26 protein-coding genes are annotated in these 21,792 nt (G+C 59.8%); 14 read left to right on the top strand and 12 right to left on the bottom strand.

What is annotated here, in order from left to right:
* Positions 1–8: 8 nt before the first annotated feature.
* Entirely contained in the window at positions 9–680 is a 672-nt protein-coding gene (locus ACKUG4_RS14950; RefSeq protein WP_085648231.1) for a peptidase C39 family protein, read from the bottom strand.
* Positions 681–911: 231 nt separating this feature from the next.
* Here ACKUG4_RS14950 and ACKUG4_RS14945 point away from each other — a divergent pair, with 231 nt between their 5' ends.
* Positions 912–1,079, top strand: coding sequence for a hypothetical protein (locus tag ACKUG4_RS14945; protein WP_007951566.1), 168 nt, complete (start codon positions 912–914; stop codon positions 1,077–1,079).
* 74 nt (positions 1,080–1,153) lie between these two features.
* Here ACKUG4_RS14945 and ACKUG4_RS14940 read toward each other — a convergent pair whose 3' ends face one another.
* Positions 1,154–1,903 (bottom strand): TerC family protein, encoded by a 750-nt coding sequence (locus tag ACKUG4_RS14940; RefSeq protein WP_039767626.1) that lies wholly within the window; start codon positions 1,901–1,903, stop codon positions 1,154–1,156.
* Positions 1,904–1,932: 29 nt separating this feature from the next.
* On the bottom strand, positions 1,933–2,172 hold the full coding sequence (locus ACKUG4_RS14935) for a hypothetical protein (RefSeq protein WP_445434300.1): 240 nt from the start codon (positions 2,170–2,172) through the stop codon (positions 1,933–1,935).
* Positions 2,173–2,318: 146 nt separating this feature from the next.
* Between ACKUG4_RS14935 and nhaR the strand changes: the two genes are divergently transcribed.
* Positions 2,319–3,218: a transcriptional activator NhaR gene (gene nhaR, locus ACKUG4_RS14930; RefSeq protein WP_007951569.1), complete on the top strand. Its 900-nt coding sequence runs from the start codon at positions 2,319–2,321 to the stop codon at positions 3,216–3,218.
* On the opposite strand, the gene ACKUG4_RS14925 is transcribed toward nhaR, so the two are convergent.
* Complete coding sequence (locus ACKUG4_RS14925; protein WP_445434299.1) at positions 3,215–4,375, bottom strand: MFS transporter; 1,161 nt, start codon at positions 4,373–4,375, stop codon at positions 3,215–3,217. The genes nhaR and ACKUG4_RS14925 overlap by 4 nt on opposite strands.
* A gap of 336 nt (positions 4,376–4,711) precedes the next feature.
* Between ACKUG4_RS14925 and sstT the strand changes: the two genes are divergently transcribed.
* Positions 4,712–5,944, top strand: a complete 1,233-nt coding sequence (sstT, locus tag ACKUG4_RS14920) for a serine/threonine transporter SstT (RefSeq protein ID WP_085745908.1) — start codon at positions 4,712–4,714, stop codon at positions 5,942–5,944.
* Positions 5,945–6,010: 66 nt separating this feature from the next.
* Here the strand turns inward: sstT and ACKUG4_RS14915 are convergent, their stop codons facing one another.
* Positions 6,011–6,520: a DUF1993 domain-containing protein gene (locus ACKUG4_RS14915; protein ID WP_007951572.1), complete on the bottom strand. Its 510-nt coding sequence runs from the start codon at positions 6,518–6,520 to the stop codon at positions 6,011–6,013.
* 125 nt (positions 6,521–6,645) lie between these two features.
* Here ACKUG4_RS14915 and ACKUG4_RS14910 point away from each other — a divergent pair, with 125 nt between their 5' ends.
* A complete protein-coding gene (locus tag ACKUG4_RS14910) occupies positions 6,646–7,293 on the top strand; it encodes a YceH family protein (RefSeq protein WP_445434298.1) in 648 nt (215 codons plus the stop codon).
* A 16-nt stretch (positions 7,294–7,309) separates the two neighbouring features.
* Here ACKUG4_RS14910 and ACKUG4_RS14905 read toward each other — a convergent pair whose 3' ends face one another.
* On the bottom strand, positions 7,310–7,828 hold the full coding sequence (locus ACKUG4_RS14905) for a cupin domain-containing protein (RefSeq protein WP_085608317.1): 519 nt from the start codon (positions 7,826–7,828) through the stop codon (positions 7,310–7,312).
* Positions 7,829–7,925: 97 nt separating this feature from the next.
* Positions 7,926–8,744 (bottom strand): shikimate 5-dehydrogenase, encoded by an 819-nt coding sequence (locus ACKUG4_RS14900; protein WP_445434297.1) that lies wholly within the window; start codon positions 8,742–8,744, stop codon positions 7,926–7,928.
* Between the two features lie 254 nt (positions 8,745–8,998).
* Here ACKUG4_RS14900 and ACKUG4_RS14895 point away from each other — a divergent pair, with 254 nt between their 5' ends.
* The 3 genes from ACKUG4_RS14895 (at position 8,999) to ACKUG4_RS14885 (ending at position 10,073) form a co-directional block, all read left to right on the top strand.
* Complete coding sequence (locus tag ACKUG4_RS14895) at positions 8,999–9,349, top strand: hypothetical protein (RefSeq protein ID WP_007951578.1); 351 nt, start codon at positions 8,999–9,001, stop codon at positions 9,347–9,349.
* Between the two features lie 244 nt (positions 9,350–9,593).
* Entirely contained in the window at positions 9,594–9,788 is a 195-nt protein-coding gene (locus ACKUG4_RS14890; protein WP_007951579.1) for a hypothetical protein, read from the top strand.
* A gap of 102 nt (positions 9,789–9,890) precedes the next feature.
* A complete protein-coding gene (locus ACKUG4_RS14885) occupies positions 9,891–10,073 on the top strand; it encodes a hypothetical protein (protein WP_064597883.1) in 183 nt (60 codons plus the stop codon).
* On the opposite strand, the gene ACKUG4_RS14880 is transcribed toward ACKUG4_RS14885, so the two are convergent.
* Positions 10,070–11,131, bottom strand: coding sequence for an AI-2E family transporter (locus ACKUG4_RS14880; protein WP_039767635.1), 1,062 nt, complete (start codon positions 11,129–11,131; stop codon positions 10,070–10,072). The two genes, ACKUG4_RS14885 and ACKUG4_RS14880, sit on opposite strands and share 4 nt — an antisense overlap.
* Positions 11,132–11,287: 156 nt before the next feature.
* Between ACKUG4_RS14880 and trhP the strand changes: the two genes are divergently transcribed.
* Positions 11,288–12,616: a prephenate-dependent tRNA uridine(34) hydroxylase TrhP gene (gene trhP / locus ACKUG4_RS14875; protein WP_445434296.1), complete on the top strand. Its 1,329-nt coding sequence runs from the start codon at positions 11,288–11,290 to the stop codon at positions 12,614–12,616.
* 37 nt (positions 12,617–12,653) lie between these two features.
* On the opposite strand, the gene ACKUG4_RS14870 is transcribed toward trhP, so the two are convergent.
* Together ACKUG4_RS14870 and ACKUG4_RS14865 are read right to left on the bottom strand one after the other, a co-directional pair.
* Positions 12,654–12,884, bottom strand: a complete 231-nt coding sequence (locus tag ACKUG4_RS14870; RefSeq protein ID WP_064597887.1) for a hypothetical protein — start codon at positions 12,882–12,884, stop codon at positions 12,654–12,656.
* A 94-nt stretch (positions 12,885–12,978) separates the two neighbouring features.
* Entirely contained in the window at positions 12,979–13,692 is a 714-nt protein-coding gene (locus ACKUG4_RS14865; protein WP_445434295.1) for a FadR/GntR family transcriptional regulator, read from the bottom strand.
* A 365-nt stretch (positions 13,693–14,057) separates the two neighbouring features.
* Between ACKUG4_RS14865 and ACKUG4_RS14860 the strand changes: the two genes are divergently transcribed.
* Positions 14,058–15,404, top strand: a complete 1,347-nt coding sequence (locus ACKUG4_RS14860; protein WP_445434294.1) for an MFS transporter — start codon at positions 14,058–14,060, stop codon at positions 15,402–15,404.
* Between the two features lie 14 nt (positions 15,405–15,418).
* On the top strand, positions 15,419–16,762 hold the full coding sequence (gene gudD, locus ACKUG4_RS14855) for a glucarate dehydratase (protein ID WP_074689072.1): 1,344 nt from the start codon (positions 15,419–15,421) through the stop codon (positions 16,760–16,762).
* Here gudD and ACKUG4_RS14850 read toward each other — a convergent pair.
* Entirely contained in the window at positions 16,759–17,634 is an 876-nt protein-coding gene (locus tag ACKUG4_RS14850; protein ID WP_445434293.1) for a LysR family transcriptional regulator, read from the bottom strand. The genes gudD and ACKUG4_RS14850 overlap by 4 nt on opposite strands.
* Before the next feature lie 160 nt (positions 17,635–17,794).
* Between ACKUG4_RS14850 and ampC the strand changes: the two genes are divergently transcribed.
* Positions 17,795–18,961, top strand: coding sequence for a class C beta-lactamase (gene ampC / locus ACKUG4_RS14845; protein WP_445434292.1), 1,167 nt, complete (start codon positions 17,795–17,797; stop codon positions 18,959–18,961).
* Positions 18,962–19,027: 66 nt separating this feature from the next.
* Here ampC and ACKUG4_RS14840 read toward each other — a convergent pair whose 3' ends face one another.
* A complete protein-coding gene (locus ACKUG4_RS14840; RefSeq protein WP_445434291.1) occupies positions 19,028–19,330 on the bottom strand; it encodes a hypothetical protein in 303 nt (100 codons plus the stop codon).
* A 195-nt stretch (positions 19,331–19,525) separates the two neighbouring features.
* Between ACKUG4_RS14840 and ACKUG4_RS14835 the strand changes: the two genes are divergently transcribed.
* The 3 genes from ACKUG4_RS14835 (at position 19,526) to ACKUG4_RS14825 (ending at position 21,789) form a co-directional block, all read left to right on the top strand.
* Positions 19,526–19,711 (top strand): hypothetical protein, encoded by a 186-nt coding sequence (locus ACKUG4_RS14835; RefSeq protein WP_445434290.1) that lies wholly within the window; start codon positions 19,526–19,528, stop codon positions 19,709–19,711.
* A gap of 103 nt (positions 19,712–19,814) precedes the next feature.
* Positions 19,815–21,176 carry an AAA family ATPase gene (locus ACKUG4_RS14830; RefSeq protein ID WP_445434289.1) on the top strand — a complete coding sequence of 454 codons (1,362 nt, stop codon included), beginning with the start codon at positions 19,815–19,817 and terminating at the stop codon, positions 21,174–21,176.
* Positions 21,169–21,789, top strand: coding sequence for a retron system putative HNH endonuclease (locus ACKUG4_RS14825; RefSeq protein ID WP_445434288.1), 621 nt, complete (start codon positions 21,169–21,171; stop codon positions 21,787–21,789). The genes ACKUG4_RS14830 and ACKUG4_RS14825 overlap by 8 nt, the downstream gene beginning before the upstream one ends.
* Positions 21,790–21,792: the final 3 nt, after the last annotated feature.

The following is a 21,792-nucleotide window of genomic DNA, read 5'->3' as shown; positions in this document are numbered from 1 at the left end:
ACGGAACCTCAATGCGCCGCCAGCGCCTTCCTCGCCTGCGCCGCTTCCCGCTCCTGCCCGGCTTGCGCCAGTGCGTCGGCAGCCTTGAGCCAGCGCTGTTGATCGACCGCCGCCGGAATCTGCGTCGGCTTCTGGATCAACACTGCCCAGCCGCCGGATTTTTCCAGGGCCGACTCGAACGAGCTGAAGCTCATCAATTCACGGCGATTCATCCCGGCGCGCAGCAGCACCTTCTGCTTCAAGCGATCGTAGCCGGACAGGATCGCGTAACGCGGCTCCGCCCAAAACGCCGAACCTTCGCTGAAACGCACCATCACCGGATACCCGGCCGCCACCTGAGTCAGCAGCGCCGGGAGGTTGCTGTCCAGCGGATACACGACCATGCCGTATTCACGGGCAAGGTTCTGCAGATTCTGTTGCAACTTGTCCTCGGCGCCCGGCAAATGCAGCGGTTTTTCCAGCAAACCCGGGGTGATCACGATGCCCTGCTGCGACAGCAGGCTGGCCAGCACTTGCGGCCCGCTTTGATAGGCCTCACCGCGATAGAACGTACCACTAAGCTCGACCCGTTCCGGCAGGCGCTTGACCTCCGGCGCCACACTGCCCGCACACCCCACCAATGCTGTCACGCAACCGGCCACCAGCAGCGCCGCGCGAATCCGGGAAAATAGCTGCACCATCGTCACTCTCTTGATCAGTTACCGGTCATCGTGTTCCGGCTTGGTCGAGGATCATAGGACGGCGCCACGCTGCGGTATAGCCCAAAGCGGCAGATGCGTCGGCTGCATAGAGCGAACTGATTGGTCACCACCGACCTTCGGTCAATAGCTTGAAACACACCAGCGACTAGACTGTCATTCAGACAAGAGCCAAAGAAAGCGCGCCCGACGCAGGGCAAAGAGGAGGCACAGATGAGCCTGACCATGACCATCGTAATGCTGATTGCCGGCTGGCTGGCCGTTGCCGCCGCCATGCTGTGGGGCGTGTTGCGGATTTCCCGCCGCCATCACCACCCGGTTCAACCTGCACCGACCAGGAAGATCGAGAAACACGACGCCCGTCACGCCACCGCGCATTGACTTTCTGTAACCGACACAAACAAAAAGGCCGCCCGGACTCTCGCAAGTTCAGGCGGCCTTTGGTTTTCCAGCGATTACGCTTCGGCAGTCAGTTTCTTCTGCTTGGCGCGGCGCGACATCATGTTCAGCACTTCAATCGCAGCCGAGAACGCCATGGCGGCATACACATAACCTTTCGGTACGTGGGCGCCAAAGCCTTCGGCGATCAGTGTCATGCCGATCATGATCAGGAAGCCCAGAGCCAGCATGACCACCGTCGGGTTGTCGTTGATGAACTTGGCCAGCGGATCAGCCGCAAACAGCATCACCAGCACCGAGACCACAACCGCAATCACCATGATCGGCAAGTGTTCGGTCATGCCGACAGCGGTAATGATGCTGTCGATCGAGAACACCATGTCCAGCATCAGGATCTGCCCGATGGCGGCGGCGAAGCCCAAGGTCACCTTCGACGTCGCGGTCTTCGGATCCTCCGGTGCCGGGTCCATGCTGTGATGGATCTCTGTCGTCGCCTTCCACAACAGGAACAGGCCGCCGGCGATCAGGATCATGTCCTTCCAGGAGAACGCGTGGCCGAGGATCTCGATGACCGGCGCGGTCAGCTGAACGATGAACGCGATGGTGCTCAACAGGGCCAGACGCATGATCAGCGCCATGCCGATCCCCAGACGACGAGCCTTCTGCCGGTACTGCTCGGGCAGCTTGTTGGTCAGGATCGATATGAAGATCAGGTTATCGATGCCGAGCACGATTTCCATCACCACGAGTGTGGCCAAAGCAATCCATGCGGTCGGGCTGGAAGCGAGTTCTAACAGGTATTCCATGGGTCAGTCCTGACTCTGTATAAGACGGTTTAGATTTCCTGGGAGGACGATTCGGGTTTTTCTTCGTCGTCTTTCGGTTCTTTCTTGCTGATCAGATTGCCGGTGGCATCGCTGAGCGCCTGCTCGGCGGCTTTGTGCGTGTCATCGATGGCTTGCTTGGCCGCTTCAGCCGCCTGCCCCATCAGTTGCTGGGCGCTCTTTTCGGCCTGGTCGCAACCGGCCAGTACCAGTAAAGACGCGATCAATAACGCCGTACTCTTCAGTTTCATGATGCTTCCCTCGATAGAACAGACAGCGCCGTACAGGCCGGCCGTCGATGGCTGGGCATTCTAGGGAGACAAACACTTCAGGAAAATTCGTATTTTTAGCGGCTATACTTCGATTTATACGAACTGTATTGGACGGACCGAACCCCATGCTCAATTACCGACAACTGCATTACTTCTGGGTGGTGGCCAAGACTGGCAGCATCGTGCGCGCCTGCGAGCAACTGAACCTGACGCCGCAGACCATCAGCGGGCAGATTTCCCTGCTCGAACAAACCTACGGTATCGAGTTGTTTCAACGGGTCGGCCGGCAATTGGAACTCACCGAGGCCGGGCGTCAGGCCCTGCCCTACGCCGAGCAGATGTTCCAGCTCGGCGGTGAACTGGAGCTGATGCTGCGCGCCCAGCCCAATGAACAGCAGATCCTGTTTCGGGTCGGCGTGGCGGACGTAGTGCCCAAATCCATCGTTTATCGCCTGATCGCGCCGACCATGGAATTGAGCGAGCCACTGCGCATCACCTGCCGCGAAGACAAACTCGAGCGCCTGCTGGCAGACCTGGCAATCCAGCGCCTGGACCTGGTGATTTCCGACAGCCCGATGCCCTCGCACCTGGACATCAAGGGCTACAGCCAGAAGCTCGGGGAATGCGGGATCAGTTTCTTTGCCACCGCTGAACTGGCCGCGCAATACGGTCAGGATTTTCCCCGCAGCCTGCACGGTGCGCCGCTGTTGATCCCCGGCGCGGAAACCGTGGTGCGCAGCCGTCTACAGCGCTGGTTCGCCGAGCAGCAGATTCAGCCGAGGATTGTCGGGGAGTTCGATGACAGCGCCTTGATGCAGGCGTTCGGCCAGTCCGGCAGCGGGATTTTCATCGGCCCGAGCGTGATTGCCGATGAGGTGAAGCGCCAGTACGGCGTCGAGTTGATCGGCCAGACCGATGCGGTGAGCGAGTCGTTCTACGCGATCTCGGTGGAGCGCAAGGTCAAGCACCCCGGCATCAAAGCGATTACCGAAGGTGCCCGACGCGAGCTGTTTACAGCCTTTTAAGCCGGCGCGCAGACGTCGCGCGGCTTGAGCACCATCAGCACCATGGCGAGGAAAATCGACAGCAGGATGAACCCGGCGGCGGCGAAACCCACAAAGCCCAGGCCGGCGCTGTCAATCACCCGACCGCCAATGATCGCGCCCAGACCAATCCCGAGGTTGGCCCCGGCGATGTTCAGCGACGCGGCGAAGGCCGGCGCTTCAGGAGCCGCTTTCATCAAGCGCACGTGGCTGACAAGAAACAGCGCCGCCTGGGTCACGCCCCAGATGCCCATCGCCGCCGCCAGACCCAGCGACGAATTGATGTTCGGCACCAGCGCCACCATCCCCGGAATCATGAACGCGCAGAACATCACCGAAGCCATCAGCGGATGACGATCCACCGCACGACCGCCCAGCGAGTTGCCGATCAGGCCGACCGCGCCAAAGCCCATCAGGCACCAGCCGACCACGGTGCCATTGAAGCCGGCCAGACGCTCAAGGATGTCCGCCAGATAGGTGTAAGCGGTGAACATGCCGCTGAACACCAGGATCGACAGCATCACATGACCCAGCATCAGCGGGCTGCGCAGGATCTTGAACTGCGAAGCGAAACTGACCTGATGCTGGTGCAGGCTGGTTTTCGGCAGGTAGACAAACAGCAGCAACGCCTTGGCGAACGCGATCACCGCCAGAATGGCAAACGCACTGCGCCAGCCGAACGCATCGGAAATCAGCGTGCCGACCGGAATGCCGAACACGGTGGCGCAGACAATGCCGAAGCCGATCTTGGCGATCGCGCGACCGGCGAAGTCCGGGCCGACGATATCCACCGCCGTTTCGCTGGCCAGCGCCCAGAACACCGGCAACCCCAACGCCGGGATCAACCGGGCAATGGCCATCACCCAGATGTTCGGCGCCAATGCCGCCACGGTATTGGCCAGGCCGAACATGATCAGGATGGTGATGAACAGCTTGCGTCGCTCGAAGCGGGCGAAATACGCGGTCAAGAAAGGACCGAACATGGCCACGGTAAAAGCGAACAGCGTCACCAGCAACCCGGCTTGCGGGATGGTGACAGCAAGATCGCGGGCAATCGCCGGCAGCAGGCCGACGATGACGAACTCCGTGGTCAGCACCGTAAACCCGGCGGCAGACAACAGAAGGATGGGCAACAGCATGAGGAACTCCAGCAAAACGACGACACCAGCGTTGACCCGAGGGCCCGCTGGCAGAACTTGAAAATAAGGATGCGCAATCTTAACAGAGTGTTTCCCGAGTGACTTGCACAAACCTGTCTAAGTTGTAGATGGATCCGGTGGCAGATCGTCACAGGCCTGAAGGAATCGGACGACCCTGTGATAAAGTCCGCGCCCTGCAAAACGTACACCCTGTTCAACCACCCGTTTAACGGTGTGGCTGGCGCGTCAGTCCTTTCGGTTTGTGTCCGTGGCCTGCCCCCGATCAATCGCCCGGATCACGCAACCTTGCACCCTATAAAAACAGAGATGCCGTTCATGACCGCTTCATCCCCTTCTCTATTGCAACGTCTTAAAAGCCTCAGCCTGGTCACCCAGATCCTGATCGGCCTGATTGCCGGCATCGCCCTCGCGCTGTTCGCGCCGGAAGCGGCCAAAGGCACGGCCTTCATCGGCAAAGTGTTCGTCTCGGCCCTGAAAGCCGTGGCGCCGATCCTGGTGTTCGTGCTGGTCATGGCCTCGATCGCCAACCACAAGCACGGCCAGGAAACCCACATCCGGCCGATTCTGTTTCTGTATCTGCTGGGCACCTTCGCCGCTGCCGTGGTCGCGGTGATTGCCAGCATGATGTTCCCGTCGCATCTGGTGCTGTCCACCGACAACATCGCCGTAAGCGCGCCGGGCGGCATCAGTGAAGTGCTGCAAAGCCTGTTGCTGAGCGTGGTCGACAACCCAGTCAGCGCACTGATGAACGCCAACTTCATCGGCATTCTGGCCTGGGCCATCGGCATGGGCGTGGCGATCCGGCACGCCGGTGACACTACACGCGAAGTGCTGGGCGATCTGTCCAACGGCGTGACAGTGATTGTCCGGGTCGTGATCCGTTTTGCGCCACTGGGCATTTTCGGTCTGGTAGCGTCGACCCTGGCCACCTCCGGGTTTGGCGCATTGATCGGTTATGCGCACCTGCTGGCGGTACTGCTCGGCTGCATGCTGTTCGTGGCGCTGGTGATGAACCCGCTGATCGTGTTCTGGAAGCTGCGCCGCAACCCGTACCCGCTAACGCTCCAGTGCCTGCGTGAAAGCGGCATCACTGCGTTTTTCACCCGCAGCTCGGCGGCGAACATTCCGGTCAATCTGGAACTGAGCAAGCGCCTGGGCCTGCATGAAGACACCTACTCGGTATCGATCCCGCTCGGCGCCACCATCAACATGGCCGGCGCGGCGATCACCATCACCGTGCTGACCCTCGCCGCCGTGCACACCTTGGGTATCGCCGTGGACATCCCGACCGCGATCCTGCTCAGCGTCGTCGCTGCGATCTGCGCCTGCGGTGCCTCGGGCGTGGCCGGTGGTTCGCTGCTGTTGATCCCGCTGGCGTGCAGCCTGTTCGGCATCCCGAGCGAAATCGCCATGCAGGTGGTGGCCGTCGGTTTCATCATCGGCGTGCTGCAGGATTCGGCCGAAACGGCGCTGAACTCCTCCACCGACGTGCTGTTCACGGCCGCCGCGTGCCTGGGCGAAGAGCAGAAAACCCAGCGTCCGGCGTAAAAAACCGGCGCAACAAAAAAGCCCGCCAAGGCGTAAACCTTGGCGGGCTTTTTGTTGCAGAACGTTTTAGAACGCGCCCATGTAATCGCGCTTGCCCACTTCCACACCGTTGTGACGCAGCAGTGCGTAGGTGGTGGTGACGTGGAAGAAGAACTGCGGCAGACCGTAGCTCAGCAGATAAGCCTGGCCGCTGAAGCGCTTCTCTTTCGGGGTGCCCGGGCGAGTCACGATCTCGATGCCTTCCTTGCCATTGATTTGCTCTGGCTTGATCTCGCCGATGAAGGCCAGAACCTTGGCGATCAGCGCTTGCAGCTCGGCGAAGGTGGTTTCGGTGTCGTCGTATTTCGGGATTTCGATTTCGGCCAGACGCGAGGAAACGCCTTTGGCGAAGTCCACGGCGATCTGCACCTGACGCACCAGCGGGAACATGTCCGGGTACAGACGCGCTTGCAGGAAGGCGTTCGGGTCGATGTTTTTCTCGGTGGCGTGGGCTTCAGCCTTTTTCAGCACATCGCTCACGGCGTTGAGCATTTGTTGAAAAACCGGGACGGATGCGGCGTACAGGGAAATGGTCATGGCAGTCTCACGTGGTGGCTGGGTGAATCGTGGGGGCGATTATAGCCATGCTCGCGGGCGGCGCGGCTTGTCTTTTATCCAGCAAGGATTAGGCTAGGCGCCTTCGACTGCAGAGGGAACGCGCGATGACCACAGAATTTGAAACCCGCCCCGACGAACCACGGCTCAACGCCACGGAAATCCGCATTCTGGGCTCGTTGATCGAGAAACAGGCCACCAGCCCGGAAACCTACCCGTTGACCCTCAACGCACTGGTGCTGGCCTGCAACCAGAAAACCAGCCGGGAGCCAGTGATGAACCTGACTCAGGGCCAGGTCGGTCAGAGCCTGCGCGCCCTCGAAAGCCGCGGCTTCACCAAACTGGTGATGGGCAGCCGCGCCGACCGCTGGGAGCACAAGGTCGACAAGGCACTGGAGCTGGTGCCGGCGCAATTGATCCTGACCGGGTTGATGTTCCTGCGCGGCCCGCAGACCGTCAACGAACTGCTGACCCGCAGCGGTCGCATGCATGAGTTTGAAGACGCCGAACAAGTGGTGCATCAGCTGGAACGCCTGATCGCCCGGGAGCTGGCGGTGTTGATTCCACGTCAGGCCGGCCAGCGCGAAGATCGTTATACCCACGCGCTGGGCGATCCGGCGGACATCGAGGCGATTATCGCGGCGCGGCAGAATCCTGAACGCGGGGCTGCCAGCGGCGTATCAGTGGAGCGCATCGAAGAGCTGGAAGCGCGGATTGCGGCGCTGGAAGAGCGTCTGGCCCGCCTCGAAGAATAAGCGCACCGGGGCGGCGTTATTCGCCGTCCCAGTAATCCACGCCGTCTGCCTGCCGCGCCACCGCCACGAATCCCGAGGCATTGCCGTCGGCATCGACGTTGAAGTTGTCCATGACCGCGTATTTGTTCGAATCCGGGTACTCGCAGATTTCCGGTTGCTGCTGGGTGCTGACCGCCAGATAGCGCAGTTCCGCAGCACTGGTGTTGATGATCTGATGCGCAGCTTCCGGGCCGCCCGGTGGGCAGGCGATCACGTCGCCGGCGCGAATCGGGAAACGCTCGGCGCCGAGGCGCACTTCCCCTTCCCCGGCCACCACGTAAAACATTTCCTCATTCACCCGATGGCTGTGAAACGGACTGCCGCGCATGCCTGGTGGCAACGCATACAAGCGGTAACCGAGTTTCTGCGCGCCCAGTTGCTGGCCGACCCGGGCGAACCGTTGCTGATAACGCCCGGCGGTTTCGCCCTCGGGGGCCAATGATTCGGGAAGCGGTTCGAGTTCGACGTCATTCAGGTTGAGAATGGGCGGATGCATGCAAACCTCGGCTTTTGTGATGGGCAAGTCTGTGCTTGCTGATCCGGCAGTATAGGCAACGGCAAATTCGGGCGGATATGCCGTTGCTCAGGCGCCATCAACTGCGGGCAAACGCCACCGCCGCATCGAACTGCTCGACCGTCGGCCGCACGCCGGTGTACAGCACGAATTGCTCCAGTGCCTGGATCGCGATCACTTCCAGCCCGGTGATCACCTTTTTGCCTTCGGCACGACCACGCACGATCAGCGGGGTTTCCGAGGGAATCGCCACCACATCGAACACGGTGTCGGCAGACTTGATCACATCCACCTCAAAAGAAAGCTGACCTGCTTCCGGGCCGCCGTCCATGCCCACTGGGGTGACGTTGATCAGCATCTGCGGACGCTTGTCGCCCAGTTCCGCCTGCCAGCTATACCCGAGTGAATCCGACAGCGCACGGCCGGCGCGCTCGTTGCGAGCGACGATCAAACCATTTTTGTAACCGCCATCGCGCAAGGCACTGGCCACAGCCTTGGCCATGCCGCCGCTGCCGCGCAGGGCGAAAGTCGAGTCCTTCGGCACCGCGTGGGTGTCCAGCAACTGGGCGATGGCGATGTAATCGGTGTTGTAGGCCTTGAGATGGCCATTGGTGTTGACGATGGTGTTGATCGACTGGATCGCCGCCGCCGAGGCGTCCAGTTCATCAACCAGCGCAATGCTCGCTTCCTTGAACGGCATCGACACGCCGCAACCGCGAATCCCCAGCGCGCGGATCCCGCCGACCGCACCGGGAAGGTCCTGGCTGCTGAACGCCTTATAGTAGAAATTCAGCCCCAGTTGTTCATACAAATGGTTATGAAACCGCAGACCGAAATTCCCGGGACGCCCAGACAGGGACATGCACAATTGGGTGTCTTTGTTGGGGTTCATCTGCATGGGAGGCTCCTTCGTATGCACTTTCGGATGGACGGGATTAGCCAGGCCATCGGGTTCTGAACGATCATAAGGCGGTCTGTTCCGGGCATCACAGTCGATGCCGCAAGCTCGGTAAACAAACCGGTACAGACCTTACACAAAATTTACCCTGCGGCCGTGCTGTTTTTCAAAATGTTGCTGTCTTAGAAGTATCCCCGCGCCATTCCGGGCCTGTTGCAGGTTCGGACGCCGGGTCGAAGAACCGAGGAATTATCATGATTCGTAAACTCCCCATCGTGGCCTTGTTGATTGGTGCATTCGCGATCACGGGTCAGGCAGAAGCCCACGGCGGTGGCTGGCAGGGCCCGGCGGTATTTGGTGCGATCGTCGGCTCGGCCATCATCGGCTCGGCGCTCATCAATCAGGATCGGCCGGTGTACGTCCAGCAGCCTGTTTACGCTCAACCGGCCCCGGTCTACGTGCAGCAACCGCCGCCACCGGTTTATTACCAGCCGGCCCCGGTCTATGTGCAGCAACCGGTCTACGTCCAACCGGCCCCGGTGTATTACGGCCCACCGCGCGGTTATTACGGCCGGCCACACTACTACGGTGGCCCGCGCTGGTAACCGGTCCCCAGAGCCCCGCCTGATCGCGGGGCTTTTTATTGCCTTCGGGAAAGCCAACCGTTCGTCGGCCAGGGTCTGAAAAAATCTCGCCAAGGTCGCTGTGAGGACAGTTTGAACCGCTAAAGTCGGCATGATGGACTCGACCGTCGGGGGCAACACACAAACGGTCATCTATTTGTCATGACGGAACCGCACTCTGAATCCGTCCGCAAACAACAGGTTGATAACAACAAGGACGACTTGAATGCCTACACAGAATCCGCACCGCATCGTCGGTTTATGCACCTCGAGCAAGGTCTACAACGCCCTGACCGAACTCAAGCACCTGGAAGGCCACCGCACCGCGAAGTTTCTCTCGCTGCTGGCGGAAAACCTGGTGCGCAAGGGTTTTCTCAACGAACACGAGATCGTGCACATGCTCGATCAAGTGGTGGATTGAGCCAGCCCTCAGCGGCGTCAATGACCACTATCGAAAGCGTTGATTGTCCCTGAAACGACCAATTCCCTAAGGTAGCTCCACAGATTGATGGAGGTACTTTTCATGGCTCAGGTTCAAATCATGTCCGTTGTCGGCAGCGCCGTTCCCGCATCGCTCAGAGAGCTGGGGCTGCTCGCCTGCTGGTATCTGGTGCGCGACGGCGAGCCGGTCAGCGGCCCGCTCACGTCCTTGCCGGCGGCTCAAGCGCTGTCGCAACAACTGCTCAGCGGCCCGTTCAAGGCTTAAGGCAGCTGCACTTTCGGCTTGCTTTCGATAAACAGCGCCCAACTCGACATGAACAGCGCCGCGATCAGCGGCCCGATCACGAAACCGTTGAGGCCGAACACCGCCAGCCCGCCCAGGGTCGAGATCAGGATCATGTAGTCCGGCATCCGTGTGTCCTTGCCCACCAGGATCGGGCGCAGCAGGTTGTCCACCAGACCGATCACGAACACCCCGAACAGCCCCAGCACCACGCCCTGCCAGATCATCCCGCTGAGCAGGAAGTAAACCGCGACCGGCACCCAGACAATCCCCGCGCCCACCGCCGGCAGCAACGACAGAAACGCCATCAATACCGCCCAGAGCAACGCACTGGGAATGTCGAGAAACCAGAAAATCGCCCCGCCCAGCGCACCCTGCGTGATCGCCACCAGCAGATTACCCTTCACCGTGGCGCGTACCACGCGATTGAATTTCAACTGCAAGCGACGCTTGTGATGCTCCTCCAGCGGTATCGCTGTGCGCACTTTGCGCGCCAGTTCGGCGCCGTCGCGCAGGAAGAAAAACAGCAAGTACAGCATGATGAAAAAACTCACCACGAATTCGAACGTGCCCTGGCCGAAACTGAACGCCTGACTCGCCAGCGCCTGACTGCCCTGCATGGCGGTCTTGACGATTTTTTCGCGCAAGGCATTGAGCTCGCCCATGCCGAAGCGGTCGAGCAGATGCTGAAAGTAAGGCGGCAGGCTGTGCTTGAACTGCGCCAGATAAGCGCCGATATCGAGCTTGCCGCTTTCGATATTGTCGTAAAGCGTCGCCCCTTCCTGCACCAGCAGCACACTGAGGACGATCACCGGCAAGATCGCGATCACCAGGCAGATGCTCAAGGTACACAGTGATGTGAGGTTGCGTTGCCAGCCGAATTTCAGTTGCAACTGGCGCTGCATCGGTGCGAACAGGATGCCGAGGATCACCGCCCAGAACACCGCACCGTAGAACGGCAGCAGGATCCAGATGAAGGCGACCGTCACCAGAAACAGCAGCACGGTGAGGGATTTGAATTGCAGACTCTTTTGGTTCATGTCCGGTCCAGGTCAGTCAGGCGCCACCCGCGCCCGTCCCGTTTAGTCAGCCAGCGTCAGCGCGAGTGCCCTGTTTCTTCATTAAGCATAGATCCAGATCAATAAACCCTCGGCGCAACTGCTCTACCCTGCCGCGCTTTTGCGACCGACGCCGCCATGACGACCTCCTTCACCCCCGAACTGCTCGCCCCCGCCGGCACCCTGAAAAACATGCGTTACGCCTTCGCCTATGGGGCCGATGCGGTGTACGCCGGCCAGCCACGCTACAGCCTGCGAGTGCGCAACAACGAGTTCGATCATGCCAACCTGGCGCTTGGCATTCGTGAAGCCCAGGCCCAGGGCAAGCGCTTCTACGTGGTGGTCAACATCGCGCCGCACAACGCCAAACTGAAGACCTTCCTCAAGGACCTGGCGCCGGTGATCGAGATGGCGCCGGACGCGCTGATCATGTCCGACCCCGGCCTGATCATGCTGGTGCGCCGGCACTTCCCGCAGATGCCAATTCACCTCTCGGTGCAGGCCAACACGGTGAACTGGGCGAGTGTCGAATTCTGGCAACAGCAGGGCTTGAGTCGGATCATCCTGTCCCGTGAATTGTCGCAGGAAGAGATCGGCGAAATCCGCGAGCAAGTGCCCGGCATGGAACTGGAAGTGTTCGTCCACGGTGCGCTGTGCATGGCCTATTCCGGCCGCTGCCTGCTCTCGGGTTACATGAACAAACGCGACGCCAATCAGGGCACCTGCACCAACGCCTGCCGCTGGAAATACTCGGCGCAGGAGGCCAGCGAAAACCAGCTCGGCGAAATCGTGCAGACCTTCGAACCGCAACCGACCCTCGGCCTCGGCGCCCCCACCGATCAGGTGTTCCTGCTGCAGGAAGCCAACCGACCCGGCGAGCTGATGCCGGCCTTCGAAGACGAGCACGGCACCTACATCATGAACGCCAAGGACCTGCGCGCGGTGCAGCACGTCGAGCGCCTGACCCGCATGGGCGTGCACTCACTGAAGATCGAAGGCCGGACCAAATCGCACTTCTACTGCGCGCGCACCACCCAGGTCTATCGCCGGGCCATCGACGATGCTGTGGCCGGTCGCGAATTCGACCGCAGCCTGATGACCGATCTGGAATCCCTCGCCCAGCGCGGCTACACCGAAGGCTTCCTGCGCCGGCATGTGCATGACGAATACCAGAACTATCAGAACGGCAGCTCGGTGTCGGAGCGTCAGCAGTTTGTGGGCGAGTTGACCGGCGAACGTCGGGATCGTCTGGCCGAGGTCAAGGTTAAGAACCGTTTTGCACTGGGCGATCACCTGGAACTGATGACGCCCAAGGGCAACTTCCATTTTGATCTGCATGAATTGCAGAACCTGAAAGGTGAAGCCATCGACGTGGCGCCGGGGGACGGGCATACGGTGTATCTGCCGATTCCGGATGCGGTGGATTTGCGGTTTGGGTTGTTGATGCGCGATCTCGGCGCTGTTTAAAAGCATCAAAAAAACCCGGCAATCAGCCGGGTTTTGTTCAGCGCCTGTCATCGGACAGCGGTGTCGGCTCATCAGCCGGCGGTATGTCTTCATCGGACGACGGATCCTTCCAGTCTTCCGGCCGATCGGCATCGCTCAACGGGTCGCGCCCGGGCATGACGCCCGGCGGCATCTCGTGATCGGCCAGCGTCGGCTCATCCGTACCGGGGACTTTGCGGGTAGGGTCGGTTGGGGCCGTGCCTCCCTGAAACAGCGTATCGTCAGCCATCATTGCACCTCAGAGCATGAGGCCCGGAAGATCCGGGTCGTACTCGTTGGAAGTGCCGCCGCACCGGGCGTGCTATCGAACAGACCAGCGGCATTCAGCTCGTGGCTGAAAACCGGTCTCGACTGTTGGTCAGATGCAACCACATTGCCGCGCGCGCCGCGTCCGCGTCCTGACGTTTGATGGCGTTGAAGATCGCCTCATGCTCAAGATTCGCCAGTTGCCCGAGCTTGCTCAAATCCACCGCCCCGCGCTCGGCCGCATTGACCCGGGTGCGCGGGATCATCGCGCTGCCAAGGTGTTGCATGATTTCGGTGAAGCAGACATTGCCGGTGGCTTCGGCAATCAGCAAGTGGAAGCGCCGGTCGGCTTCGACGCAGCTGTCGTTATTGGCCAATAGACGCTGATAGTCGTCCAGCGCCTGACGCATCTGCATCAGTTGTTGCTCGGTGCGGCGCTGCGCGGCCAGTGCCGCGGCTTGCGTCTCCAGGCCCATGCGCAGCTCGAGAATGCTGCGCACCCCCAGCGCGGTGTCGACATTCAGCCGTAGCCCCTGCTCCGCTGCGCGTTCGATCACGAAGGTGCCGATACCGTGTCGCGTCTCCACCAGCCCTGACGCCTGCAACTTGGAAATCGCCTCACGCACGACGGTGCGGCTGACGCCGTGTTCCTGAACGATCGAGTTTTCCGACGGCAACTTGTCACCGGGCAGCATCTGACCGAGCAGGATGCTCTGGGTCAGTTTTTCCACCAGGTCGTGGGCCAGGTTGTGCGCGCGTTTACGGGCGGGGGCGTCGAAGTCGTCTTGCATGGTCGGTTCCGGTGATCGGGGCAAACCGATCGTAGCACTGGTGGCAATGACTTGTATGAGCTCCTATGAATTCCGGGATCTAACTTGTATGACAACACTCAATTTTAGCTAGAAAATCTTCCACTGCGCCGAGCAGTCGCCCCACTTGCACTGGAACAAAACGCTCTACTAAGCGTGCCAAACCCCCTACAAAAGCCAACAAACACGGCGCATAAAATCTGAAAAAGCATAAAAACCCTTTCCCGTAGACAAATTTGATTGAGCACTCCCGCTTGTAGGACAAAAAAATCTAGTTGTATGATGTCTATCAACAACACAACACCCAGATACACCCCGCATAAAAATAACGAGTGGGAGAAAACCAAGTGAAATCGTCCATTGCCGGGATGAACGAGGGCGCCGATTCGGTGCTGTCCTCCGCCATTGCCAAAGTCAAACGCCACGTCCTGCCGCTGTTCGTCATCATGTTCATCGTCAATTACATTGACCGGGTGAACATCGGCTTCGTCCGTACCCACATGGAACACGACCTCGGCATCGGTGCCGCGGCCTACGGTTTCGGTGCCGGTCTGTTCTTCATCGGTTACGCGCTGTTCGAAGTCCCTTCCAACATGTTGCTGCAAAAGGTCGGCGCGCGAATCTGGCTGACCCGCATCATGCTCACCTGGGGTCTGGTGGCCGCCGGCATGGCGTTCATCCAGAACGAAACCCACTTCTACATCCTGCGATTTCTGCTCGGCGTGGCCGAAGCCGGGTTCTTTCCCGGGGTGATCTACTACTTCACTCGCTGGTTGCCGGGAGCCGAGCGCGGCAAGGCGATTGCGATTTTCTTGAGTGGTTCGGCCGTGGCCTCGCTGATTTCCGGCCCGTTGTCCGGCCTGTTGCTGCAGATCGAAGGTCTGGGCATGCACGGCTGGCAGTGGATGTACTTCATTGAGGGGATGTTTTCGGTCTGCCTGTGCGTATTCGTCTGGTTCTGGCTCGACGCCAAGCCCCACGACGCCAAGTGGCTGACCCGTGCCGAGCAGGACGCGCTGGTCAAGGCCATCGACGATGAACAGAAGGCCCGCGAAGCCGCGACCCCGATCCGCCCGTCGCTGGGCAAACTGCTCAAGGATCGCCAGATCATCCTGTTCTGCCTGATCTACTTCTTCATTCAATTGACGATCTACGCCGCAACGTTCTGGCTGCCGAGCATCATCAAGAAAATGGGCGAGATGAGCGATTTTCAGGTCGGCCTGTTCAACTCGATTCCGTGGCTGCTGTCGATCATCGGCATGTATGCGTTCGCCTCGTTCTCGGCCAAATGGAAACACCAGCAGGCATGGGTAGCCACTGCATTGCTGATCGCCGCGGCGGGGATGTTCATGTCCACCACCGGCGGGCCGATTTTTGCCTTCGTCGCGACCTGCTTTGCTGCGCTGGGTTTCAAATCCGCGTCGTCGCTGTTCTGGCCGATCCCGCAGGCCTATCTCGATGCGCGGATCGCCGCTGCCGTGATCGCGTTGATCAACTCGGTAGGCAACCTCGGCGGCTTCGTCGCTCCCACCACTTTCGGTTTGCTCGAGCAACACACCGGTTCGATCCAGGGCGGCCTCTATGGCCTGGCCGCGACCTCGATCATTGCCGCAATCATCGTGTTCGCCGCCCGCATGACACCCAAATCCGCACCTGACGTCGCCGTGGCCGATGCCGCGCCGAAGCACGCTTGAAAGGACAATCAAAAATGACCGCACACGACATCGCCAAAGCTCCAATCATCACCGAGATGCAAGTCATCCCGGTGGCCGGCCACGACGGCATGCTGCTCAACCTGAGCGGCGCCCACGGGCCGTTTTTCACCCGCAACATCGTCATCCTCAAGGACAACGCCGGCCATACCGGCGTCGGCGAAGTGCCCGGCGGCGAACGCATCCGCCAGACCCTCGAAGACGCCCGCAACCTGGTGGTCGGCAGCCCGATCGGCACGTATCAGAAGATCCTCAACCAGGTCCGCCAGACGTTCGCCGACCGTGATGCCGGCGGCCGTGGCCTGCAAACCTTCGACCTGCGCATCACCATTCACGCCGTCACCGGGCTCGAAGCCGCCCTGCTCGACCTGCTCGGCCAGCACCTCGACGTGCCGGTGGCGGCATTGCTCGGCGAAGGTCAGCAACGTGATGAAGTGAAGATGCTTGGCTACCTGTTCTACGTGGGCGATCGCCGGGAAACCGACCTCGCCTACCGCAGCGAACCGGATGCCGACAACGACTGGTTCCGCGTGCGTCACGAGAAAGCCATGACCGCCGACGCCGTGGTGCGTCTGGCCGAGGCTGCCCATGCGCGCTATGGCTTCAAGGACTTCAAACTCAAGGGCGGCGTGCTCAGCGGCGATGCGGAAATCGAAGCAGTGACCGCACTGGCCGAACGCTTCCCCGACGCCCGCATCACCCTTGATCCGAACGGCGCGTGGTCATTGAAAGAAGCGATCCGTTTGTGCCGCGACCAGCATCATGTGCTGGCCTACGCCGAAGACCCGTGCGGTGCAGAGAATGGTTATTCGGGCCGCGAAGTGATGGCTGAATTCCGTCGCGCCACCGGGCTGAAAACCGCCACCAACATGATCGCCACCGACTGGCGCGAGATGGGCCATGCGATCCAGCTGCAATCGGTGGACATTCCGCTGGCCGACCCGCATTTCTGGACCATGCAGGGTTCGGTGCGGGTGGCGCAGATGTGCCACGAATGGGGCCTGACCTGGGGCTCGCACTCCAACAACCATTTCGACATTTCCCTGGCGATGTTCACCCACGTCGCGGCCGCCGCACCGGGCGACATCACCGCCATCGACACCCACTGGATCTGGCAGGACGGCCAGCGCCTGACCAAGGCACCGCTGCAAATCGTCGACGGCTGCGTGCAGGTGCCGAAGAAACCGGGGCTGGGCGTGGAACTGGACATGGATCAGGTGGCCAAGGCCCACGAACTCTATAAAGGCATGGGGCTGGGCGCACGGGATGACAGCGTGGCGATGCAGTTTCTGATTCCGGGCTGGACGTTCGATAACAAGAAGCCGTGTCTGGTGCGTTAAGCCTGCGCAGCCTCCAGCAACCAGTGTTTGAATGCCGCCATCGCTGACGTCTCCGGCCGAGACTGCAACCGCGTCAGCCAATAGCTGCCGGTGCTGATTTCGATGGCAAAGGGTTGGCGGATCAGGTCCGCCGCCAGTTGCCGGGCAAACATCAACGGCGGCGCCAATGCCACCCCGCCGCCCTGCAACGCCGCTTCCATCATCGCCAGCGACGAGTCGAACACGATGCTCTGGGGCGGCGCAGCATGGGTCGCCAGACCCGCCGTGTGAAACCATTCCGGCCACTCATCGGTGCGATAGGAGCGCAGCAAACGCTGCTGCAGAAGATCCCCCGGCGTGTGCAGTTGCCGGGCAATTTCCGGCACGCAGAGCACCGACAATGGCGCCTCCAGCAAACGGGTCGCCTCGATACCGTGCCACGCCCCGGCACCGAAGCGGATCGCGTAATCCAGCCCTTCGGCGGCGACGTCCACCCGGTTGTTGTTGGTCGACAGTCGCAAATCTATGAGCGGATGTTTCGCCTGAAAGTCTGCCAGCCTCGGCAACAGCCATCCCACCGCGAAGGTGCCCACCGCGCCGACCGTGAGCATTTCCCGATATTGCCCGCCCGCCAGACGCTCGAGCATCTGCGCGATATGATCGAACGACGTGGTCAGCACCGGCAGCAGGGTTTCGCCCTCGCCGGTCAACATCAGCCCACGGGGCAGGCGTTTGAACAGAATCACGCCGAGTTGCGCCTCCAGGCTTTTCACTTGATGGCTGACGGCCGCCTGGGTCACGCACAACTCCACGGCGGCGCGCGTAAAGCTCAAGTGACGCGCAGAGGCTTCGAAGGCGCGCAGTGCATTCAAAGGCAATTGAGGTCGAATCATGCCAAGTCCCAAATTTTTCTAATGGCTCGTCCGAGTTTTCATCGTTTGTCGAAAGACGCCGGACTGCCTAGATTTGGCGGCGCCGATCAGCCGGCCCGACGGAAAACGCTCGCAGTGTAGCGGGATAACACCATCAACACTCATGGAGAGTGGTTCAAGCATGCCTTCGATCAACCTGAACAAATTCAAGTCCTACAGCGCTTTCGGACTTTTCTTCAGCACCGCCACTTGCTTGGCCGCCCCGCCAACCGACGATCAGTTGCAGGCGCTGGTCAAGGCCACCGTGACCCCGGTCATGCAGCAACAGGACATCGCAGGCCTCGCCGTGGCCGTGACAGTCGATGGCAAGGCGCATTACTTTAATTACGGTGTCGCCGACAAAAGCACCGGGCAAGCGGTAAGTGAAAACACCCTGTTCGAAATCGGTTCGGTGAGCAAAACCTTCACCGCGACCCTCGCCGCGTACGCCCAGGCCAGCGGCAAACTGCAATTCTCCGACAAGGCCAGCCAGCACTGGCCCGAACTCAAAGGCAGCGCCTTCGACCACATCAGCCTGCTGCAACTGGGCACTTACAGCGCGGGCGGCCTGCCGCTGCAATTTCCGGATGCTGCGGACTCTTCCGACAAGATGCTCGGCTATTACCAACAGTGGAAACCGACCTTTCCGGCCGGCAGCCAGCGCCTGTATTCCAACCCGAGCATCGGCCTGTTCGGCTACCTGGCCGCAAAAAGCCTCGGTCAACCGTTCAATCAGGTCATGACCGAAACCCTGCTGCCGAAACTCGGGCTCAAGCACACCTTCCTGTCGGTGCCGGCGTCTGAACAAAAGCTCTACGCCCAAGGCTATGACAAGAACAACAAACCGATCCGAGTCAGCCCCGGCGCCCTCGATTCCGAAGCCTACGGCGTGAAAACCAGCGCCGCCGACCTCCTTCAATACGTCGAAGCCAACCTCAACACCGCCAAACTCGAAACCCCCCTGCAAAAAGCCATCGCCCTCACCCACACCGGCTACTACACCGTCGGCGACATGACCCAGGGCCTGGGCTGGGAACGCTACACCTACCCCATCAGCCTCGACCGCCTGCTGGACGGCAACTCGACGCCAATGGCCATGGAATCGCACAAGGTCAAATGGCTGAATCCGCCGCAGCCAGAACTGGCGAACGTGCTGTTGAACAAGACTGGCTCCACCGCAGGCTACGGCGCCTACGTCGCGTTTGTACCGTCGAAGAAAGTCGGGATCGTGATTTTGGCGAACCGCAATTACCCGAATGGAGAGCGGGTGAAGATTGCGCACAGAATTCTGGGTGAGCTGACCCGGTAATCACGCCATAAAAAACGGGCGACCTGAGAAGGTCGCCCGTTTTTGTTTGAGGGTTTGAAACTAGGCCTATAGCTTCCAGCCCAGTACATCCATCAGGTCGCAGCTATCGCGCAGAGGGATTGCCAGCACCCGGGCGAAGTCCTGCAGCAGCAAGGTGTCGTGGCCGGTGCCGTCGCTCAATGAAATTGTTTCCAGCAGTTGAGTCACGCAGCGCAAGCGGTAGGCGGCGGTGCCGTGGAGTACATCTACCGGAGCTTCGCGGTCGATCAGGAGGCAGGGAATCTGGCAGTCGATGCCGGTGATGGGGATGTAGCGGGGTTTGGTTGAGTCGGTGGAAAGCTCAGGTGATTCGAAATCCGTTTTCTTCATGTGTGTAACTCCGATGGGATTGTGGAAAACGCTACCCATCTCACTTCCACATGAGGGTGGCAGCTGTACGCAGGTGTGGAAGACCGAGCCAATCACCCGAACCCGGCGCACTCGAAAGCGCTCCCGCGTACAGCCACCATAAGGCCGCGATGTTGACATAAAAGATGTCGCCATGCGCTTTATGAAGCGTGGTGAATGAGTCTGAAACCGGACTTCCACATCCGACCGCTGATTTTGCAGCGGCCCGGAAAGATTATCGGCACCGCTGCCGGAGCACCAGTTCACCAATACCGCCGCGCGTTGCAGGAAATATCCGACGAATCTGAAGGGTGTTGCCTAGCCATTTTGGTGGGAATATGCGGCAACTATTTTGATGGGTGACCGGGTGAATTCGAGTATCTACACTCCACCGAATCAATCCGTGGCCGGTGATGACATAATGCGCGCCAAAGCCTCTAAATCGACTGCGCCGAAAGGGTGATGTATGGAAATTTTCAGTTTTAGCCTTAAGGATGTCGGCCGGTTCCACGACTTGACGGTGTTTCTGGCGCCGACTGCTGTTCACTCATCAAATGTAACAGTACTAGTAGGTAACAACGGCGCCGGCAAAACCACTCTCCTAAAGTCACTGGCCACATCACTGAGTTGGCTAGTTGCCAGAATCCGGACTGAAAAAGGTAGCGGAAACTATCTTAACGATGTCGACATTCGAAATGGTGCTTCAACCTCGCTAGTATTAGTAGCTGCGGCCGACTTGTCACAGGCTCAATCAGATCCTCCGATGGGAAAAGATGTACTTTTCACGTGGGGTATCGCACGGGGCAAACAAGGACGGAAATCGGCAGTTCATAGCGAACTGGTAAACGTCAGTCGACTTGCAGATCACTATCGCAACAAACTGACCACCGATGATAAGGCCTCTCTCCCTCTGATCGCCTATTACCCAGTTGAGCGGTCGGTTCTTGAAATCCCGCTCAAAATCAAAACCAAACACACCTTCGACCAACTCGACGGCTACGACAACTCGCTCAACCGAGGCGTCGACTTCCGCCGTTTCTTCGAGTGGTTCCGCGAGCGCGAGGACAGCGAAAACGAAACCGGTATTTCCGATACTGCCCTAGCGGAAATCTCCGAGAAATTCGGCCCGGACAGCGACGTCTGGAAAACGCTGTCCAAACTGAAAGCCTCGTCCCGCGACCGCCAGCTTACAGCCGTCCGCTCCGCCATCGCCGCGTTTATGCCCGGCTTCACCAACTTGCGTGTGCAACGTAAACCTCGCCTGCACATGGCCATCGACAAGGACGGTGTCACCCTCAACGTCGCCCAACTCTCTCAAGGCGAGAAGTCGATGATGGCGCTGGTCGGCGATATCGCCCGCCGCCTGGCGATGATGAACCAGTCGCTGGACAACCCGCTCCACGGCGACGGCATCGTGCTGATCGACGAAGTGGATCTGCACCTGCACCCGAAATGGCAGCGCAGCCTGATCCGCCAACTGAGCGAAACCTTCCCCAATTGCCAGTTCGTACTGACCACCCACTCACCACTGGTGATCAGTGATGCCAAGGACGTGCTGGTTTACGTGCTCAATGACGGTGAACTCCACGAACACAACGGCCTGTACGGTCTCGATGCCAATCAGGTGCTGCTGGAAGTCATGGACACCGATATCCGCAACAGCGACGTTCAAAAACGCTTGAACGCGCTGCTCGAACGCTTGCAGGACGGTGATCTGGAAACCGCACAGAAGCTATTCTCCGAACTGGCAGAAGAACTTCCAGACGGTCACATCGAACTGGCGAAAGCAGCGCTGTTGCTGCGCAAGCTGGAGCTGCGTCGTGCGTAAGATCATCAAGGGAGCCGAGCCGGAACAACTCATCAGATGGAAACGCGCCAACACAACATTACGTTACCGGGACCTGCCCAGTGAAGAACGCGTGAGCGTGCGCACGGCCTGTATAGCGGAACAATTCAGCCTTTGCGCCTATTGCTGCCAGACCATTGCAGGCGACAACTCTCATAACGAGCACGTCGAAGCCCAGGATAAAGCCCCCAATCGCACACTGGAGTTCACCAACATCGTCGCCAGTTGCCAGCGCCAGAATCAATGTGGACATCATCGAGGCACGCGCCCACTGGATCTGACGCCCTTGATGGAAGAGTGCGAGTCGGAATTGAAGTTTTACCTGTCCGGTAGAGTGACCGGCAAAACCGAACGCGCAAATTCAGCCTTGGAAATTTTGAATCTCGGTCATACCGAAGAAAGCAATCGCGGACTCATAGGGGCGCGTAAACAGCTGGTTGATCAACTGATCTTTACAGGAGGCATGCAACCCGATGACCTTGAAGATGAAGAGCTTCTCGGCATTCTCCTTGATGACATGCTGACTCCCAAAAATGGCCGACTTGCGGCTTTTTCTCCGGTTCTGGTCAATGTCATCCGTCAGCTCCTGCCCTGATAT

Source organism: Candidatus Pseudomonas auctus, from assembly GCF_048654275.1.
GTDB classification, from domain to species: Bacteria; Pseudomonadota; Gammaproteobacteria; order Pseudomonadales; family Pseudomonadaceae; genus Aquipseudomonas; species Aquipseudomonas pharyngis.
Note: the sequence above shows the minus strand (reverse complement) of the source record. Positions and strands in the feature narration are given on the sequence as shown.

What these genes read in the sequence shown, in the direction of transcription:
- ACKUG4_RS14910 (WP_445434298.1), top strand. Translation starts at nt 6,646, where the DNA reads ATGACCACAGAATTTGAAACCCGCCCCGACGAACCACGGCTCAACGCC.
- gudD (WP_074689072.1), top strand. Translation starts at nt 15,419, where the DNA reads ATGACCGCACACGACATCGCCAAAGCTCCAATCATCACCGAGATGCAA.
- sstT (WP_085745908.1), top strand. Translation starts at nt 4,712, where the DNA reads ATGACCGCTTCATCCCCTTCTCTATTGCAACGTCTTAAAAGCCTCAGC.
- ACKUG4_RS14850 (WP_445434293.1), bottom strand. Translation starts at nt 17,634, where the DNA reads ATGATTCGACCTCAATTGCCTTTGAATGCACTGCGCGCCTTCGAAGCC.
- ACKUG4_RS14880 (WP_039767635.1), bottom strand. Translation starts at nt 11,131, where the DNA reads ATGAACCAAAAGAGTCTGCAATTCAAATCCCTCACCGTGCTGCTGTTT.
- ACKUG4_RS14945 (WP_007951566.1), top strand. Translation starts at nt 912, where the DNA reads ATGAGCCTGACCATGACCATCGTAATGCTGATTGCCGGCTGGCTGGCC.
- ACKUG4_RS14830 (WP_445434289.1), top strand. Translation starts at nt 19,815, where the DNA reads ATGGAAATTTTCAGTTTTAGCCTTAAGGATGTCGGCCGGTTCCACGAC.
- trhP (WP_445434296.1), top strand. Translation starts at nt 11,288, where the DNA reads ATGACGACCTCCTTCACCCCCGAACTGCTCGCCCCCGCCGGCACCCTG.
- ACKUG4_RS14865 (WP_445434295.1), bottom strand. Translation starts at nt 13,692, where the DNA reads ATGCAAGACGACTTCGACGCCCCCGCCCGTAAACGCGCGCACAACCTG.
- ACKUG4_RS14895 (WP_007951578.1), top strand. Translation starts at nt 8,999, where the DNA reads ATGATTCGTAAACTCCCCATCGTGGCCTTGTTGATTGGTGCATTCGCG.
- ACKUG4_RS14950 (WP_085648231.1), bottom strand. Translation starts at nt 680, where the DNA reads ATGGTGCAGCTATTTTCCCGGATTCGCGCGGCGCTGCTGGTGGCCGGT.
- ACKUG4_RS14915 (WP_007951572.1), bottom strand. Translation starts at nt 6,520, where the DNA reads ATGACCATTTCCCTGTACGCCGCATCCGTCCCGGTTTTTCAACAAATG.
- ampC (WP_445434292.1), top strand. Translation starts at nt 17,795, where the DNA reads ATGCCTTCGATCAACCTGAACAAATTCAAGTCCTACAGCGCTTTCGGA.
- ACKUG4_RS14840 (WP_445434291.1), bottom strand. Translation starts at nt 19,330, where the DNA reads ATGAAGAAAACGGATTTCGAATCACCTGAGCTTTCCACCGACTCAACC.
- ACKUG4_RS14890 (WP_007951579.1), top strand. Translation starts at nt 9,594, where the DNA reads ATGCCTACACAGAATCCGCACCGCATCGTCGGTTTATGCACCTCGAGC.
- ACKUG4_RS14905 (WP_085608317.1), bottom strand. Translation starts at nt 7,828, where the DNA reads ATGCATCCGCCCATTCTCAACCTGAATGACGTCGAACTCGAACCGCTT.
- ACKUG4_RS14925 (WP_445434299.1), bottom strand. Translation starts at nt 4,375, where the DNA reads ATGCTGTTGCCCATCCTTCTGTTGTCTGCCGCCGGGTTTACGGTGCTG.
- ACKUG4_RS14935 (WP_445434300.1), bottom strand. Translation starts at nt 2,172, where the DNA reads ATGAAACTGAAGAGTACGGCGTTATTGATCGCGTCTTTACTGGTACTG.
- ACKUG4_RS14940 (WP_039767626.1), bottom strand. Translation starts at nt 1,903, where the DNA reads ATGGAATACCTGTTAGAACTCGCTTCCAGCCCGACCGCATGGATTGCT.
- ACKUG4_RS14870 (WP_064597887.1), bottom strand. Translation starts at nt 12,884, where the DNA reads ATGGCTGACGATACGCTGTTTCAGGGAGGCACGGCCCCAACCGACCCT.
- ACKUG4_RS14885 (WP_064597883.1), top strand. Translation starts at nt 9,891, where the DNA reads ATGGCTCAGGTTCAAATCATGTCCGTTGTCGGCAGCGCCGTTCCCGCA.
- ACKUG4_RS14835 (WP_445434290.1), top strand. Translation starts at nt 19,526, where the DNA reads ATGAGTCTGAAACCGGACTTCCACATCCGACCGCTGATTTTGCAGCGG.
- ACKUG4_RS14900 (WP_445434297.1), bottom strand. Translation starts at nt 8,744, where the DNA reads ATGCAGATGAACCCCAACAAAGACACCCAATTGTGCATGTCCCTGTCT.
- nhaR (WP_007951569.1), top strand. Translation starts at nt 2,319, where the DNA reads ATGCTCAATTACCGACAACTGCATTACTTCTGGGTGGTGGCCAAGACT.